This is a genomic window from Streptomyces sp. NPDC021115 (assembly GCF_044333065.1).
In the GTDB taxonomy this organism is placed as follows: domain Bacteria; phylum Actinomycetota; class Actinomycetes; order Streptomycetales; family Streptomycetaceae; genus Streptomyces.
Genome location: NZ_JBIRQF010000001.1, coordinates 951,900 through 968,922, shown reverse-complemented (window position 1 = coordinate 968,922; position 17,023 = coordinate 951,900). Strand labels below are relative to the sequence as shown.

Annotated in this window: 13 protein-coding genes; 9 read left to right on the top strand and 4 right to left on the bottom strand. The window is 71.7% G+C overall.

The window, feature by feature from the left end; all coding sequences use genetic code 11:
* Nucleotides 1-135 precede the first annotated feature (135 nt).
* Nucleotides 136-1,788, bottom strand: coding sequence for a penicillin-binding transpeptidase domain-containing protein (locus ACH4TL_RS04460; RefSeq protein WP_398312301.1), 1,653 nt, complete (start codon nucleotides 1,786-1,788; stop codon nucleotides 136-138).
* A gap of 134 nt (nucleotides 1,789-1,922) precedes the next feature.
* Entirely contained in the window at nucleotides 1,923-3,701 is a 1,779-nt protein-coding gene (locus ACH4TL_RS04455) for a dolichyl-phosphate-mannose--protein mannosyltransferase (protein WP_398312305.1), read from the bottom strand.
* A 105-nt stretch (nucleotides 3,702-3,806) separates the two neighbouring features.
* Here ACH4TL_RS04455 and rsmI point away from each other — a divergent pair, with 105 nt between their 5' ends.
* The 9 genes from rsmI to ACH4TL_RS04410 all read left to right on the top strand — a co-directional run bounded on the left by rsmI (nucleotide 3,807) and on the right by ACH4TL_RS04410 (nucleotide 14,902).
* Complete coding sequence (gene rsmI / locus ACH4TL_RS04450) at nucleotides 3,807-4,685, top strand: 16S rRNA (cytidine(1402)-2'-O)-methyltransferase (RefSeq protein WP_398312308.1); 879 nt, start codon at nucleotides 3,807-3,809, stop codon at nucleotides 4,683-4,685.
* 170 nt (nucleotides 4,686-4,855) lie between these two features.
* Entirely contained in the window at nucleotides 4,856-5,308 is a 453-nt protein-coding gene (locus tag ACH4TL_RS04445; RefSeq protein ID WP_398312311.1) for a hypothetical protein, read from the top strand.
* A 72-nt stretch (nucleotides 5,309-5,380) separates the two neighbouring features.
* On the top strand, nucleotides 5,381-6,361 hold the full coding sequence (locus ACH4TL_RS04440) for a TatD family hydrolase (RefSeq protein ID WP_398312314.1): 981 nt from the start codon (nucleotides 5,381-5,383) through the stop codon (nucleotides 6,359-6,361).
* Between the two features lie 65 nt (nucleotides 6,362-6,426).
* A complete protein-coding gene (locus tag ACH4TL_RS04435) occupies nucleotides 6,427-7,626 on the top strand; it encodes a ubiquitin-like domain-containing protein (protein WP_398312317.1) in 1,200 nt (399 codons plus the stop codon).
* A 32-nt stretch (nucleotides 7,627-7,658) separates the two neighbouring features.
* Entirely contained in the window at nucleotides 7,659-8,528 is an 870-nt protein-coding gene (gene rsmA, locus ACH4TL_RS04430; protein ID WP_398312320.1) for a 16S rRNA (adenine(1518)-N(6)/adenine(1519)-N(6))-dimethyltransferase RsmA, read from the top strand.
* A gap of 582 nt (nucleotides 8,529-9,110) precedes the next feature.
* Complete coding sequence (locus ACH4TL_RS04425; protein ID WP_398312323.1) at nucleotides 9,111-10,037, top strand: 4-(cytidine 5'-diphospho)-2-C-methyl-D-erythritol kinase; 927 nt, start codon at nucleotides 9,111-9,113, stop codon at nucleotides 10,035-10,037.
* Between the two features lie 46 nt (nucleotides 10,038-10,083).
* The gene (locus tag ACH4TL_RS04420; RefSeq protein ID WP_398312326.1) at nucleotides 10,084-11,910 is read left to right on the top strand and encodes an ABC-F family ATP-binding cassette domain-containing protein; all 1,827 of its coding nucleotides are present in this window, start codon (nucleotides 10,084-10,086) and stop codon (nucleotides 11,908-11,910) included.
* A gap of 254 nt (nucleotides 11,911-12,164) precedes the next feature.
* The gene (locus ACH4TL_RS04415) at nucleotides 12,165-13,967 is read left to right on the top strand and encodes a hypothetical protein (RefSeq protein ID WP_398312329.1); all 1,803 of its coding nucleotides are present in this window, start codon (nucleotides 12,165-12,167) and stop codon (nucleotides 13,965-13,967) included.
* A 254-nt stretch (nucleotides 13,968-14,221) separates the two neighbouring features.
* Entirely contained in the window at nucleotides 14,222-14,902 is a 681-nt protein-coding gene (locus ACH4TL_RS04410) for a response regulator transcription factor (protein WP_398312332.1), read from the top strand.
* A 1-nt stretch (nucleotide 14,903) separates the two neighbouring features.
* On the opposite strand, the gene ACH4TL_RS04405 is transcribed toward ACH4TL_RS04410, so the two are convergent.
* Together ACH4TL_RS04405 and ACH4TL_RS04400 are read right to left on the bottom strand one after the other, a co-directional pair.
* Nucleotides 14,904-15,224, bottom strand: a complete 321-nt coding sequence (locus tag ACH4TL_RS04405) for a hypothetical protein (protein ID WP_398312335.1) — start codon at nucleotides 15,222-15,224, stop codon at nucleotides 14,904-14,906.
* A 36-nt stretch (nucleotides 15,225-15,260) separates the two neighbouring features.
* Complete coding sequence (locus ACH4TL_RS04400; protein WP_398312338.1) at nucleotides 15,261-16,931, bottom strand: sodium:solute symporter family protein; 1,671 nt, start codon at nucleotides 16,929-16,931, stop codon at nucleotides 15,261-15,263.
* Nucleotides 16,932-17,023 lie beyond the last annotated feature (92 nt).

Sequence of the window (17,023 nt, the reverse complement as noted above, 5' to 3'; positions counted from 1 at the left end):
GTGCGGGCGGGGCCGCCCCCCCCCGCCCCGGCGCCCCCCCCCCCCCCCCGCCCGCCCCCCCCCCCCCCCCCCGGGGGGGGGGGCGCCCACCCCCCCCCCCCCCCGGCTCCTCGGCTCTGTGCGGCCGTACGGGCGTCAGCCGCCCGCGCGCAGCAGCGCGGCCACGATCGGGCCCGCCGTGTCGCCGCCGTGGCCGCCCTCGGGGACCACACCGGCGGCCGCGAGGTCGCCGTTGTAGGCGGTGAACCAGCCGTTCGGCTTCTCCTGGTTGTCGACCTCGGCCGAACCGGTCTTCGCACCGAAGTCACCGCTCATCCCGGACATCGCCTGGGCGGCGGTGCCCGAAGTGGCCGTCAGGTGCATCAGCTTGCGCAGCTGGTCCTTGGTGCTCGACTTCATCGTCTTGCTCGCCTTGGCCAGCGTCCGGTTGTCCACGGACGGCGCGACCAGGTACGGCTGCCGGAAGGTGCCGGTGGAGGCCGTGGCCGAAACCGACGCCATGTTGAGCGGGTTCATCCGCACCCCGCCCTGGCCGATCAGCGACGCGGCCTTGGAGGCGGCGGACTGGACCGGCACGGCGCCGTCGAAGGTGGGCACGCCGGTCTGCCAGTTGAGGCCGATGCCGAAGACGTCACGGGCCTCCTTCGTCAGATCGTCGTCCTTCAGCTTCGGCGCCTGGCTGATGAAGGCGGTGTTGCAGGAACGGGCGAAGCTCTGCTCGAACGTGCCGTTCTTGATCTCGAACTTCTTGTCGTTCTGGAACTTCCAGCCGCCGTAACTGAAGTACTTCGGGCACGGATGTGCCTTGCCGTACGCGGCCAGACCCTTGTCGATCAGCGTCGCCGAGGTGATGACCTTCATGGTCGAGCCCGGTGCGTACGAGCCCTGGAGCGCCGGGTTGAAGCCGCTCGCGGGGGAGTTGGCCACCGCGAGGATCTCACCGGTGCTCGGCTTGACGGCCACGACCGACGCCTTGCTCTTCTTGCTCACCTGCTGCTCGGCGGTGCGCTGGAGCTTCGCGTCGATCGTCGTCTTCAGCGTGCCCGGGGTGCCCTTGGAGAGCACCTTCAGCGTCTCGTCGGGGGACTTGGAGCCCTTGGCGCGGGAGATGAACGTCTCCACGCCCGCCTTGCCGCCGGCCTTCTTGCCGTACCGCTCGCGCAGCCCGGACAGCACGCCCTTGAGGGTCGGGTGGTCCGTGGCCGACAGCTCCGTGCCGTCCCGGTCGACCGCCTTGATCGGCGGGGCCTCGGACTCGCCGGTCTTCAGGGTGTCGCCCTTGCCCAGCTTGGGGTGGACGACCGAGGGCTGCCAGTCGACGACCGGCTTGCCCGTCTTGGTGTCGCGGGTCACGGACAGCGAGGATTCATACGTCCAGGGGACGCTGCTCTCACCGCTGTACGCGATCCGGGCGTTGACCGAGAACGGCACCTTGGCGCCGCTGGCCTGTCCCGGATTCAGCTCCACCTTGTCGATATGGGCCTTCTTGCGGTAGCCGCTCAGCGCCGCGGTGGCCGCGTCGCTGTCGTCCGTCAGGGCGGCGGCCTTCGCCGTCTCGCCCGCCGACCAGGCCGCCAGGAACGTGCGGGCGGTGGTCTTGACCTCGGCCGCGCTGGGCGGGCCGGTCTTCACCTTCTTCACGTCGTTCTTGCCGTCGCCCGACGCCCCGGCGTTCGCGCCGTCCTTGGAACCCGACGAGTCATCCTGGCCGCTGCCGCAGCCGGCAACACTGACGACCATGGCGGCGAACACCGCACTGACGATCGCGGCTCTCGCGCCACTCCGCATGCAGAACCCCCACTGTGTTCTTCGAGTCCCCCCACCGGTGCGATGGGGGCCGCGGTCCGACGCACTCTACCGGCATCGTGTGAACCCGCCGCGACCCCTCCGGAACCGCTTGCTCCGGGCGCCCTGGCCCGGATTCAGATCCAGGTGTCCAGCCACATTCGGGCCCGCCAGGCGTCCATGGGCATCGTCTGGCCCGTGTACAGCGGGAAGAAGTAGATGAAGTTCCAGATGATGAGCAGGACGAGCGCGCCCGCGCCGACCGCGCCCACCACCCGCCGGGTCTCGGTGGCCCCCGGCGGCCCCAGCAGGGCGCCGATCATCATGGCCACCGCCAGACACAGGAACGGCACGAACACCACGGCGTAGAAGGAGAAGATCGTGCGTTCCTGGTAGAGGAACCACGGCAGATACCCGGCCGCGATCCCGGCCAGGATCGCGCCCGCCCGCCAGTCGCGCCGCAGCGCCCACCGGAAGAGCAGGTAGAGCACGGCGAAGCAGGCCGCCCACCACAGCAGCGGGGTGCCCAGCGCCAGCACCTCGCGCGCGCACTTCTCGGTGGCGTCCTTCGGACAGCCCTCCTGGCCCGCCCGCGGCGACTCGTAGAAGTACGAGACCGGCCGCGACTGGACCAGCCAGCTCCACGGGTTGGACTGGTAGACGTGCGGAGAGTCCAGGCCCACATGGAACTTGTAGACCTCGGTCTCGTAGTGCCACAGGCTGCGCAGCGGGTTGAGCAGCCAGTCGAAGGCGCCGCCGGTGCCGTAGCCGCCGCCGTCCGGCTTCGCCGACTCGGCCCAGTGGCGGAAGTAGCCGCTGTGCTGCCAGCCGCGCGCCCGGCTGAAGCGGCCGCTCTCGGCGAACCAGCCCGACCAGGAGGCGATGTACGTGACGATCGCCACAGGCACCGTCGACAGGAACGCCCACGGCAGATCGCGGCGCAGCACCGTCAGGTACGGGCGCGGGGCGCCCGCGGTGCGGCGCGCGCCGACGTCCCACAGGACGGTCATGAGGCCGAAGAAGGCCAGTACGTACAGCCCGTTCCACTTGGTGCCGATGGCCAGGCCCAGCAGTACCCCGGCCGCGATACGCCACGGCCGCGCGCCCAGCTTCAGGCGGGCCGGGACCTCGGCGTCCGGCCGGGCCGCGCCGTCCTCGCCCACCGGAAGCGCCGCCGCGAGCCGGGCCCTGGCCTTGTCCCGGTCGATGAGCAGGGCGCCGAAGGCGGCCAGGACGAAGAACATCAGCACCAGGTCGAGCAGCGCTGTGCGGCTCATCACGAAGTGCAGACCGTCCACGGCCATCAGCGCGCCCGCCAGGCAGCCGAGGAACGTCGAGCGGAACAGCCGCCGCCCGATCCGGCACAGCATCAGCACCGACAGGGTGCCGAGCAGGGCGACCATGAACCGCCAGCCGAAGGGGTGCAGCCCGAAGAACTGCTCGCCGAGGCCGATGACCCACTTGCCGACCGGCGGATGGACCACATAGGACGCGGCGTCGCTCAGCGGGATGTGCTGCGGGGTGTCGAGGATCTTGTCGTTGGCGGTTTTCGGCCAGGTGCCCTCGTAGCCGAACTGCCAGATCGACCAGGCGTCCTTGGCGTAGTACGTCTCGTCGAATATGACGTTCCCTGGGCTGCCGAGGCGCCAGAAGCGGGTCAGCCCGGCGACGAGCGCGACCAGCAGTGGCCCGCCCCAGCCGCTCCAGCGGGCGATTCTGGCCGCCACCGCGGGGGGCGCCCCGAGCGTCTCCCACAGCCGGGTGCCCGGCTCCTGGTACGGCGGGACCAGCCGTTCCCGTACGCCGGGCCGGGGGTGGCCCGCGTATCCGAAACGGCGCAGCCGACGCTGCCAGGCCGGCGGGTGCTGGCCGGCGGCTCGGCCCGGCTGGGCGTGGGTCGCGGTGTCACTGCTCACCGGGCCATCGTAGGGAAGCGGCCTGTGGGTGTGGCGTGGATCAGGTGGTGTCTCGTGGAAGCGGCGGCCGACGCGGCGGAAACGGCGGGCTGCGAGGATGGCCGGGTGACTGGAACGCTCGTACTCGCAGGGACCCCCATCGGCGACACCGCGGACGCGCCCCCGCGGCTGGCCGCCGAGCTGGCGGCGGCCGATGTGATCGCCGCCGAGGACACCCGGCGGCTGCGCCGGCTCACCCAGGCGCTGGACGTCCAGCCGGGCGGCCGGGTGGTGTCCTACTTCGAGGGCAACGAGTCGGCACGCACCCCCGAACTGGTCGAGGCGCTGGCGGGCGGCGCCAGGGTGCTGCTGGTCACCGACGCGGGCATGCCCTCGGTCTCCGACCCCGGCTACCGGCTGGTCGCCGCCGCCGTCGAGCGCGGCATCGGGGTCACCGCGGTGCCCGGCCCGTCCGCGGTGCTCACCGCGCTGGCCGTCTCCGGGCTGCCGGTGGACCGCTTCTGCTTCGAGGGCTTCCCGCCGCGCAAGGCGGGGGAGCGTCTTGGACGGCTGCGCGAGGCCGCGGCCGAGCGCCGCACCCTGGTCTACTTCGAGGCCCCGCACCGGCTCGCCGACACCCTGGCCGCCATGGCGGAGGTGTTCGGCGCCGACCGGCGGGCCGCGGTGTGCCGGGAGCTGACCAAGACGTACGAGGAGGTCAGGCGCGGCCCGCTGGAGGAGCTGGCGGCCTGGGCCGCCGAGGGCGTACGGGGCGAGATCACCATCGTCGTCGAGGGCGCCGCCGAGCCGGGCCCCGACGAGGCCGGTCCCGCCGAGCTGGCCCGCCGGGTCGCGGTGCGCGAGGAGGCCGGGGAGCGCCGCAAGGAGGCCATCGCGGCGGTCGCGCAGGCCGCCGGAGTACCCAAGAGGGTGGTGTTCGATGCCGTCGTCGCAGCAAAGAACGCTGGGGCGGACGCGCCACGCGAAGGTAAAGCTCACCACTGAAAGGCAAAGGGCAGACCTGCCGATCGGGCGGTTTCGATAGTGCACTGCTAAATCTGCACCAAAGTCAGGGAAGAGCTGCTGCGATCCCGCCGGGAAAGGCGTCCACTGTAGGAGAAGCGCGGGGACGTACCAATCCCGGAAGACTTGTCCTGCGGACAAGAGGAGCTGCCATGAGCGATATAGCGGGAGCCTCGAACGGCGTTCACCCGATAGCCCGCCCCACCGTCGGCCCCGAGGCCGACGAGACGGCCCACGAGGCGTATGCCTTCGCCTGCATGAAGTGCGGGCACGGCTGGGAGCGGTCGTACGACATCGAGCACCACGTGGACGCCGAGGGACACCCCTTCGTCGTGTACTTCACCGACGGCACGCGTGTCCCGTCTCCGCTGACGAGCCCCGACTGCGTCAACTGCGGTGCGCATCTGGTGCGCATCATGCGCTCGGGCCAGGTCTCGTCGGTCCTGGAGAGCGCCCGCCGGACCCCGCCGCGCGGTGGGGCGCGGCCGCGCCCGGACGGTGCGCGGCCGGACGACGGGGCGGACACCGAGGGCCCCACGCGGCGCCGTGGACACCACTGGCACCTGTCGGATCTGCTGCACCCCTTTTCGCACCATCGCAAATGAGCCCGCCAGTGGTCAGCTGAGCGGTCAGGTGTGATTCACCCGACATTCATCGGCATTTATAGAATCACGCGCATGGCGCAATCAGCATCGACCCACGGCGGCAGCGGCGGAACCGGAAGCGGGAAGAAGAACAACGGCGGACAAAACGTCAGGCAAAAGGAAAAGGACGCCCCGCCCCCGCTCCCGGATCCGCTGCGGATCCCGGTCGCCGACTCGCACACCCACCTGGACATGCAGACGGGGACCGTCGAGGACGCCCTCGCCAAGGCTGCCTCGGTCGGCGTGACGACCGTCGTCCAGGTGGGGTGCGACCTCGCCGGGTCCCGGTGGGCGGCCGATACCGCCGCCGCCCACGAGGGCGTCTGGGCCACCGTCGCCCTCCACCCCAACGAGGCACCCCGCATCGTCCTCGGAGACCCCGACGGCTGGTCCCGGCAGGGCGCCAGGGAACCCGACGGCGACGCGGCCCTCGACGCGGCCCTCGCCGAGATCGACACCCTCGCCGCCCTGCCCCAGGTGCGCGGCGTCGGCGAGACCGGCCTCGACTACTTCCGCACCGGACCCGAGGGCATGGCCGCCCAGGAGCGCTCCTTCCGGCGCCACATCGACATCGCCAAGCGGCACGGCAAGGCCCTGGTCATCCACGACCGGGAAGCCCACGACGACGTGCTGCGGGTGCTCGCCGAGGAAGGCGCCCCCGACACCGTCGTCTTCCACTGCTACTCCGGCGACGCCGCCATGGCCAAGGTGTGCGCGGAGCACGGCTACTACATGTCGTTCGCGGGGAACGTGACCTTCAAGAACGCCCAGCCGCTGCGCGACGCCGTCGCCGTCGCGCCCCTCGACCTCCTCCTCGTCGAGACCGACGCGCCCTTCCTCACCCCCGCGCCCTACCGCGGACGGCCTAACGCTCCGTATCTGATTCCGCTCACCCTGCGGGCCATGGCCGACGTCAAGGGCGTCCCCGAAGACACCCTGGCGACCGCCGTGGCGGCCAACACCGCGCGCGCCTTCGCCTGTCCGGTCCCGTCAACTCACGGCTACGCAGGGTAGCTGGACGGCTTTGGAGAGTGACCGCTGCCTCCGCTACAGTCCGCGACACCCCGCCCCATGGACCCGTGGAGTGTTACCGGAGTGTCGTCGTGAGCCGTACGCAGGGCAGCGCCCCCGTCCCGGGCGGCCGTGCCGCCGCCCGCCGAGCCGCCCGGCGGCGCGCCCCGGCCCGCACCGACCCGGTGCGGCGGCTGCTGCCCCAGGCGCTCGTGGTCGCCGCCCTGGCCGGGGGCACCTCCGCCTTCGTCGCCCAGGACAAGGCGGTACAGCTCAGCGTCGACGGCCACGCGCGCACCCTCCACACCTACGCCGACGACGTGGCCGAACTCCTCGCCGACGAGGACGTCGAGGTCAGCCCGCACGACATCGTCGCCCCCGCCCCCGGCCAACCCCTCACCAGCGGCGCCGAGATCGCCGTCCGCTACGGCCGCCCCGTCACCCTCACCGTCGACGGTGAGCACCGCCGGGTGTGGACCACCGCCGAAACCGTCGACGGCGCGCTGCGCCAACTCGGCGTACGCGCCGAGGGCGCCCATCTGTCGGCCTCCCGCTCCGCCGCCATCACCCGGCAGGGGCTGGACCTCGACGTGCGCACCGAGCGCACCGTCACCTTCGTCGCCGACGGACACCACCACCCCGTCCGCACCAACGCCGCCACCGTCCGCGAGGCGCTCACCGAGGCCCGGCTCACCCTCCAGGGGCACGACACCACCTCCGCCCCGCTGGACAGCTTTCCGCGCGACGGCCAGATGGTGAAGGTGATGCGCGTCACCGGCCGCAGGGAGGCCCGCGACACCCCGATCCCCTTCCTCACCGTCCAGCGCGCCGACCCGACCCTCTTCAAGGGCACCCAACTCGTCGCCCGGGAGGGCCACCCCGGCGTCCTGCGGACCATCTACCGGGTGCGCACCGTCGACGGCGTACGGCAGCGGCCCCGCAAGGTGCGCTCCGAAACCGTCCGCGCGCCCGTGGCCCGGATCGTCCGGGTCGGCACCATGACCGCCCCCACCGCGGTCGCCGGTGCCGACCGGCTCAACTGGCAGGCCATGGCCCACTGCGAATCCGGCGGCCGCCCCGGCGCCGTCGACAGCTCAGGCCGCTACGGCGGGCTCTACCAGCTCGACCGCCAGACCTGGCACGCCCTCGGCGGCCACGGCACCCCCCAGGACGCGCCCCCCACCGAGCAGACCTACCGGGCCAAGAAGCTCTACGTCCAGCGCGGCTCCGCGCCCTGGCCGCACTGCGGCCAGAAGCTGCGCCAGTGAAGAGCTCCGCACCCGGGCCGTAAACTTTCCCGGTGAGCTCCACCGACCCCGGCACCACCGACGCCCTGCTGGGCCCCGCCGACATCCGCGACCTCGCGGCCCGCCTCGGCGTACGCCCCACCAAGCAGCGCGGCCAGAACTTCGTCATCGACGCCAACACGGTGCGGCGCATCGTGCGCACCGCCGAGGTGCGGCCCGACGACGTCGTCGTCGAGGTCGGCCCCGGTCTCGGCTCCCTGACCCTGGCCCTCCTGGAGGCCGCCGACCGGGTCACCGCGGTCGAGATCGACGACGTCCTGGCCGCCGCCCTCCCGGCCACGGTGGCCGCCCGGCTGCCCGAGCGCGCCGACCGCTTCGCGCTCGTCCACTCCGACGCGCTGCACATCACCGACCTCCCGGGGCCCGCGCCCACCGCCCTGGTCGCGAACCTCCCGTACAACGTGGCCGTCCCCGTGCTGCTCCACATGCTCGCCCGCTTCCCCACCATCGAGCGCACCCTGGTGATGGTGCAGTCCGAGGTCGCCGACCGCCTCGCCGCGCCGCCCGGCTCCAAGGTCTACGGGGTGCCGTCGGTGAAGGCCGCCTGGTACGCCCGCGTCAAGCGCGCGGGCGCCATCGGCCGCAACGTCTTCTGGCCCGCCCCCAACGTCGACTCCGGCCTCGTCTCCCTGACCCGCCGCACCGAACCCGTCCCGACGACCGCCTCCCGCGACGAGGTCTTCGCCGTCGTCGACGCCGCCTTCGCCCAGCGCCGCAAGACGCTGCGCGCCGCCCTCGCCGGCTGGGCGGGCTCGGCCCCCGCCGCCGAAGCCGCCCTGACCGCCGCGGGCATCTCCCCCCAGGCCCGCGGCGAGTCCCTGACGGTAGAAGACTTCGCGGCCATCGCCGAACACACCCCCTGACCCAGGCGGCGCCCCGGGGCTGCGTCCCCGGGTCCCGTTGAGGGGCCTGAACCCCGGTGGGGCCTCCGCCGCCTGACCCCAGGCGGCTCGGGGTGCCTGCGGCGGGCTTGTTCCCCACCCCGCCCCTTCCCGAACCGGGGCTCCGCCCCAGACCCCGCCCGGGCTCCGCCCCAGACCCGTCAGGGCTGTGCCCCGGACCCCCGCTGGGGCTGTGCCCCCAGACCCTCGCCGTGGCTGCGTCCCCGGGTCCCTCACCGGGGCTCCGCTCCCGACTCCCTCCGTGGCTGCGCCCCAGGTCCCCCTCCCGGGGCTGTGACCCGCGGCGCCGGGCCTCCGACGTCCGCCGCCTGCGGCTTTCAGCCGTCGGTGCGGAAAGCCGGCCCCTCCGGGCGTACCACTCAGCCCCCTGGGGGCACCTCCCAGCGGTAGCTGGGGGAGCTTGAGGAGCGGGGGTGTGGGGGCGGAGCCCCCGCCTGGGGGCCGGGGCGGAGCCCCGGGTCGGGAAGGGGCGGGGTGGGGACGGCCCGCCGCAGGCGCGACAATGGCCGCACCGAAAAGCCCACGCCGCACCCTAGGAGCCCCGTGACCCGCCCCGTGACCGCCCGCGTCCCCGCGAAGGTCAACGTTCAGCTCGCGGTCGGCGGCGCACGCCCCGACGGCTTCCACGACCTGGCCAACGTCTTCCTCGCCGTAGGGCTCCACGACGAGGTCACGGCCACCCCCGCCGACTCGCTCCGCGTCACCGTCGAAGGGCCGGACGCCGCGCACGTCCCCGCGGACAACACCAACCTCGCCGCCCGCGCGGCGGCGGCGCTCGCCGCCCGTCACGGCATCGCCCCGGACGTGCATCTGCACATCGCCAAGGACATCCCCGTCGCGGGCGGCATGGCGGGCGGCAGCGCGGACGCGGCCGCCGCCCTGCTGGCGTGCGACGCGCTGTGGGGGATGAAGACGAGCCGCGCCGAACTGCTCGCGATCTGTGCCGAGCTGGGCAGCGACGTCCCGTTCAGCCTGGTCGGCGGGGCGGCCCTCGGCCGCGGGCGGGGGGAGCTGCTGACGCCGCTGGAGACGGGCGGGACCTTCCACTGGGTGTTCGCGGTGGCGGACGGCGGGCTGTCCACCCCGGCGGTCTACCGGGAGTGCGACCGCCTACGGGAGGAGAGCGGGGCGGGCGCGACCGTCGCGACGATTCCCGACCCGGAGCCGTCCGAGGCGCTGATCGAGGCGCTCCGCACCGGCGACCCGACCGCGCTGGCGGCGGCCGTGACCAACGATCTCCAGCCCGCCGCGCTCTCCCTGCGCCCGGCGCTCGCCGAGACGCTGCGCGCGGGCGCGAACGCCGGAGCGCTCGCGTCCCTCGTCTCCGGCTCCGGCCCGACCTGCGCGTTCCTGGTGAAGGACGCGGAGGCCGCCCGGGGCGTGGCCGCCGCGCTCGCGGCGTCCGGCACGTGCCGCACCGTACGGACGGCGTCCGGCCCGGTGCCCGGGGCGACGGTCACCACCCCGTGACCGCGACTACCCTGGAACGTCGATCGATCCGCGTAACAGGAGTGTGATGGCCACCAACTTGGTCAACGTCGAAGCCGTCGGCAAGGTGTACGGCACCCGCGCGCTGCTGGACGGCGTGTCCCTCGGGGTCAACGAGGGCGACCGGATCGGCGTCGTCGGCCGTAACGGGGACGGGAAGACCACGCTCATCCGGATCCTCGCCAAGCTCGAATCCGCCGACGACGGCCGCGTCACCCACGCGGGCGGTCTGCGGCTCGGCGTGCTCACCCAGCACGATTCGCTCGACCCGGCCGCCACCGTCCGGCACGAGGTGATCGGCGACCTGGCCGACCACGAGTGGGCCGGGGACGCCAAGATCCGGGACATCCTCACCGGGCTGTTCGGCGGGCTCGACATGCCCGCCTTCCCGCAGGGGCTGGACACCGTGATCGGCCCGCTGTCCGGCGGCGAGCGCCGCCGTATCGCGCTCGCCAAGCTGCTGATCGCCGAGCAGGACCTGATCGTCCTGGACGAGCCGACCAACCACCTCGACGTCGAGGGCATCTCCTGGCTGGCCGGCCATCTGCGGGCGCGCCGCTCGGGGCTTGTCGTGGTGACCCACGACCGCTGGTTCCTGGACCAGGTCTGCACCCGCATGTGGGACGTGCAGCGCGGCTCGGTGCACGAGTACGAGGGCGGTTACAGCGACTACGTCTTCGCCCGGGCCGAGCGCGAGCGCATCGCCGCGAGCGAGGAGGCCAAGCGGCAGAACCTGATGCGCAAGGAGCTGGCGTGGCTGCGCCGCGGTGCCCCGGCCCGCACCAGCAAGCCGCGCTTCCGCATCGAGGCGGCGAACGCGCTGATCGCGGACGTCCCGCCGCCGCGCGACAACGCCGAGCTGATGAAGTTCGCCAACTCCCGGCTCGGCAAGACCGTCTTCGAGCTGGAGGACGTCACCGTCACCGCCGGGCCGAAGATGCTGCTCAAGCATCTGACCTGGCAGCTGGGCCCCGGCGACCGGATCGGCCTGGTGGGCGTGAACGGCGCGGGCAAGACGTCGCTGCTGCGCGCCCTCGCCGAGGCCGCGCGCAGCGAGGGCGAACGGCAGCCCGCGGGCGGCCGGATCGTCGTCGGCAAGACCGTGAAGCTCGCGTACCTCTCGCAGGAGGTCGCCGAGCTCGAACGGAACCTCCGCGTGCTGGAGGCAGTCGAGCAGGTGCGGCAGCGCGTCGACCTGGGCAGGGGCCGGGAGATGACCGCCTCGCAGCTGTGCGAGAAGTTCGGCTTCACCAAGGAGAAGCAGTGGACGCCGGTCGGCGATCTGTCCGGCGGTGAGCGGCGCAGGCTCCAGATCCTGCGGCTGCTGATGGACGAGCCCAACGTGCTGTTCCTGGACGAGCCGACCAACGACCTGGACATCGAGACCCTGACCCAGCTGGAGGACGTCCTCGACAGCTGGCCGGGTTCGCTCGTGGTCATCAGCCACGACCGGTACTTCCTGGAGCGCACCACCGACCGGGTGCTCGCCCTGCTGGGCGACGCCACGCTGCGCATGCTGCCGCGCGGGGTGGACGAGTACCTGGAGCGTCGCCAGCGGATGCTGGCCGAGTCGGCGCCCGGTCCGGCCACGTCGCCCGGCAAGCAGAAGACCGCGGAGGCGCCGTCCGGCGGGCAGCGGTCGGCGGCCGAGCAGCGCGCCGCGAAGAAGGAGCTCCAGAAGATCGAGCGGCGGCTGGACCGCATCAGCGAGCAGGAGTCCACACTGCACGCCCAGATCGCCGAGGACGCCACGGACTTCGCCCGGGTCGCCGAGCTGGACACCAAGCTGCGGGAGCTGACGGGGGAGCGGGACGAACTGGAGACGCGCTGGCTGGAACTCGCCGACGACGCGTGAGCGGACGGCGCGCGACCCCCGACGACGCGTGAGCAACAGTCGCGTCACGGGCCGGTCTCAGCTGCTCGATGAGTTGACGACCGGTCCGTGGCTTGTCATGGCCGGGTGATAAAAAGAACTCCCGCCTTGCCCTGCTGCTCACCGGCGGGTCGCATGTCCGATTCACTCCATCCCGGCGGGCTTTGGCAACAACGCCTCCCGGGATAGCGGGGGAGGCCGAGTCGGTCCATGGGCTCGCTCAAAAGGAAATACCCATGTCACAGCCGCCTCCGCCGCCGAATCAGCCGCCGCAGGGCGGCTTCGGCGCACCGCAGGAGCCGGGTTACGGCTATCCGCAGCAGCCGCCCGTCCCGCCTCCGCCGCCCCCAGGCCCGCCGTCGCAGCCCCCGCAGCCGCCGCAGGCGCCCCCGCAGGGCGCGGGCGGTTACGGCTACCCGGGGGTGCACGCGGAGCCCACCCAGGTGGGCATCCCGAACCCGTACCAGCAGCAGCAGGGCCAGTCGCAATTCGGCCAGCAGAGTTACGGCCAGCAGCCCTACGGTCAGCAGAGTTACGGCTACCCGCCCCAGCCGCAGTACCCCGGCGGCCCGGGCCAGGGCGGCGTACCCGGCGGCCCCGGCGGCGGCAACCGGTCCAAGCAGCGGATGGCGGTCATCGTCAGCGCGGTGGTCGCGGTCGCCCTGGTCATCGGCGGCGGCATATGGTTCGCCACCACGGGCGGCGACGACACCGACGACCAGGCCAACGGCAAGGACAAGCAGAGCAGCCAGGGCACCACCAGCGGCACCACCGGCGGCAAGAACAAGCCCGCCCCCAAGACGGTCGACGCCCGGCTGATCAGCAAGCTCCCGATGCCGAAGGTCAACGACCAGGTCACGGTCGACGGCATGTGGACCACCGACGACACCTTCGTGAAGGCCGGGGTCAACAAGATCGATGGCTATCCGCTGGACGGCGGCTCGGCGAAGTGGTCGATCCCGCTGGCCGGTGCGGTCTGCTGGTCCTCGGAGCACGTCACCAAGGACGGTCTGACCACGGTCCTCTACCAGGAGGCCAAGCCCTCCAAGGAGGACAAGTACCCGAGCTGCAACCAGATCGCGCTGCTGGACCTGAAGAACGGCAAGATGCGCTGGCACCGGGACGTCAGCGAGGGCGACGAGAAGGTCTCCTTCGACGAGGTGACCATCGGCGACGGCACGGTCGCCGCGGGCGGCACCAGCGGCGGCGCGGCCTGGTCGACGGCGGGCAAGCAGCTGTGGAAGCCGCAGTCCACCGGAGACTGCGAGGACCGCGGCTACGCCGGCGGTGACACCAAGCTGGTCGCGGTGCGCCAGTGCGGTGACTACGACAACCCGCAGATCAAGGTCCAGACGCTGAACCCGAAGACGGGCGCGGTGAAGTCGGAGTACAAGGTGTCGCAGGGCATCGAGTACGTGCACATCGCGTCCACCGATCCGCTGGTGATCGGGCTCGACGCGGGCGACTCGACCGGCTCCGGGGTCTCCGACTACCTGGCCATCGACGACAGCGCCAAGAGCGGTACGGTGCGCGGCAAGATCAGCACCGAGAACGGCAAGTACCAGGCCAAGTGCCCCTCGACCAGTGTCGAGGGCTGCCGCCAGATCGCCGTCAGCAAGTCGGCCGACGCCCTCTTCCTGGGGTCGGAGGACCGCAACAGCTACGACAGCAACACCACCGCCAACGAGATCGTGGCGTTCAGCCTGTCCACCGGCAAGCCGGTCGGCAAGACGGACGGTGTCAAGCGGGCGGCGATGACCCCGCTCGGGCTCGACAAGGACGGCTTCGTGCTCGCCTACCAGGAGAGCACGTACGACGAGGGCGGCGCGGTGTGGCGCATCGACCCCAAGTCGTACGAGAAGGCGAAGCTGCTCCAGAACCCGGGTGAGAGCGGGGAGATGGAGGCGAAGTTCAGCCCCACCTACTCGGAGATGATCTACGCCAACCAGCGGCTGTACATGAGCACCGTCTACGCCGACAAGCCCTCCGGCTCGTACGACAAGGACGACCCGCTGGCGCTGATCTTCGGCGGCAGCTGACCGCACCCGCGCGACGCGTCCGGCGGCCCCGCCCGTACCCACCGTACGGGCGGGGCCGCCGCCGTTTTTCCCCGTCCCCCTCCATGATCGAATCCGCCCGCGGGGCAGGCCACATCGGTCTGTTTCGGACGCCAATGAGTTGTCAAGTAGGCGCAGATGGGCGGGATTTCGGCATTCCGGGGGGCTTCTTCCGGGTAAGGGGCGCACAACGTCGAACAAGCGTGTAGCTTCCCGGGGCAAAGGGGGAGGAGCTCATGGGCGTGCGACTCATGGTGGTCGATGACCACCGCCTGCTCGCGGAGGCCCTCGCCTCGGCGTTGAAGCTGCGCGGGCACCGGGTGCTCGCCGCGGCCGCGCCGAGCGCGGGAGCGGCGGAGCTGGTGGTGAGCCGGGCACCGGAGGTGTGTCTGCTGGGTACGGCGACACCCGCCGAGCCGGGGGTGTTCGAGCCGGTCGTGCGGATCAAGAAGGAGCGGCCACAGGTCGCGGTCGTGGTGCTGGGACCGGTGCCGAGCCCGCGCGGCATCGCCGCCGCGTTCGCCGCGGGCGCCTCCGGCTATGTCCGGCACGACGAGCGGATCGAGGGCGTCGAGCGCGCCATGATGAAGGCGCGCGCGGGCGAGGCCGCGGTGGCCCCGCAGCTGTTGCAGGGGGCGTTCGCCGAGCTGCTGAACCCCGCGGCCCAGCCGGACGACGAGGGGGCCCGGCTGCTGCGCATGCTGACCCCGCGCGAGGTGGAGGTGCTGATGCGGGTCGCGGAGGGCGAGGACACCCGGCTGATCGCCGCGGGCATGGGGATCGCGCCCAGTACGGCGCGCACCCATGTGCAGCGGGTGCTGATGAAGCTGGGGGTGGGGTCCCGGCTGGAGGCGGCGGCGCTGGCGGCGCGCACCGGTCTGCTGGACCGGGCGGCGACGCGCCGCACCGCCACCTAGCTCACTCCTCCGCGTCCCCGGGCCGGGCGGGGCCGCCCTGCTCCGGGGCGGGGTGTGGCGCGGGCAGTGGCCTGAGCCTCATCCAGAGCAGGAAGAGCAGGCCGAGGACGAGCATGCTCACGCCCGTCCACAGATTGATGTTGATGTTCTCGGCCTTCTTCAGGTTCGCGTCGGAGACGGTGATTCCGGCGATCGTGACGATGATCCCGTAGATCACGAACAGGCCGCCGATGATGCGCCGTACGTCGAAGAGCCGGGCCGCGGTCGCCGACTTCCCCTCCAGCTCCTCGACCTCGTGCTGGTACTCGTAGTCGTCACTCATGGCGCGGGTTCCTTATCCGCAGGAGGGTCACTTCGGTCACAGGGAGAACGGGACGTAGCACAGGGCAGCGAGGACGATCGCGCCCCAGCCCAGCAGGGCCGGGCGGCGGTACCAGGCCTCGTCGCCCGGCGCCGCGGGTTCGGCGATGCCGGGGGCGGTGGTGCCGTAGACCAGACCGGCCAGCGACTGCTCCGGCTTGGGCTTGGTGAACGGGGTGATCGCGACCATCACCACGCCGCCGACCACGAACGCCACGATGGCGGAGACGAAGTTGGCGCCCTGGTCGCTGGGGATGGAGATGACCCCGGCCTTGTAGAACCAGAAGTAGTTGATCATCGCGGCGACGGTGCCGGCGAGCAGCCCCCAGAACCCGGCCGGGGCGGTGGCCCGCTTCCAGAACATGCCGATGATGAACACGCAGAACAGCGGCACGTTGAAGAACGAGAACAGGGTCTGGAGGTAGTTCATGATGTTGCTGAACGAGGACGCGATGAACGCGGTCCCCATCCCGGCCAGCACGCCGATCGCGGTCACCACCCGCCCCGTGAACAGGTAGTACTCGTCCGCGCGGCCCTTCTTCACGTACGCCCGCCAGATGTCGTTGGTGAAGACCGTGTTGAACGACGAGACATTGGCCGCCATGCCCGCCATGAAGGCGGCGAGCAGCCCGGTCACCGCGACGCCCAGCACGCCGTTGGGCAGCAGATCGCTCATCAGCAGCGGGATCGCGTCGTTGTACTGGAGGCCGCTCTTCGCGGAGCCGAGCCCCGGCTCGACGACCAGGGCGATCAGCCCGGGGACCACCACGATCAGCGGGATGAACATCTTGGGGAAGGCGGCGATCAGCGGGGTGCGCTGGGCGGCCGAGAGGTTCTTGGCGGACAGCGCGCGCTGCACCTCGGCGAAGTTGGTCGTCCAGTAGCCGAAGCTCAGGCAGAAGCCGAGGCCGAGCACGATGGTGAGCCAGTTGGCGCCCAGCGGGTTGTCCGAGCCGATGCCGGTGCCGCCCCACGCGGAGGTGAAGTTCGGGCCGTGGGACGCTTCGAGGGAGTCCTTGAGCCCGCCGAAGCCGCCGACCCGCTTGAGGCCGACGACGGTGAGCGGGATGAGCGCGGCGAGGATGACGAAGAACTGGAGCACCTCGTTGTAGATCGCCGAGGAGAGCCCGCCGAGGGTGATGTACGCGAGCACGAACAGACCGGCGACGACGATGGCCACCCACTGCGGCCAGCCGAGCAGCGCCTCGACGACGATGGCCATCGCGTAGAGGTTGACGCCCGCGATCAGCACGGACGCGATGGAGAAGATGATCGAGCTGAGGAGATGCGAGGACGGCCCGTAGCGGTGCAGCAGGAATTCCGGCACCGACCTGACCTTGGAGCCGTAGTAGAACGGCATCATCACCAGGCCGAGGAAGACCATGGCGGGAATGGCGCCCACCCAGTACCAGTGCACCGTGTAGACGCCGTACTGGGCGCCGTTGGCCGCCATTCCCAGGATCTCCAGGGCGCCCAGATTGGCGGCGACGAAGGCGAGTCCGGTGACCCACGCGGGCAGGGAGCGGCCGGAGAGAAAGAAGTCCAGGCTCGTCTTCACACTGCGTCTGGCGGCGAATCCCACGCCGAGCACGACGGCGAAATAGAGGATCAGAATGGTGTAGTCGAGGGCATTGGTGGGGAGCCGGAGATTCGCTGCCAGAAGGTGCATAAACCATTATCCTGCTCTATTCGGACGCCTTCCTCGCGCATTGACGTCACTGTTGACTTGTGATTCATTATGTTGAGTTGTGTTGGGTGGAG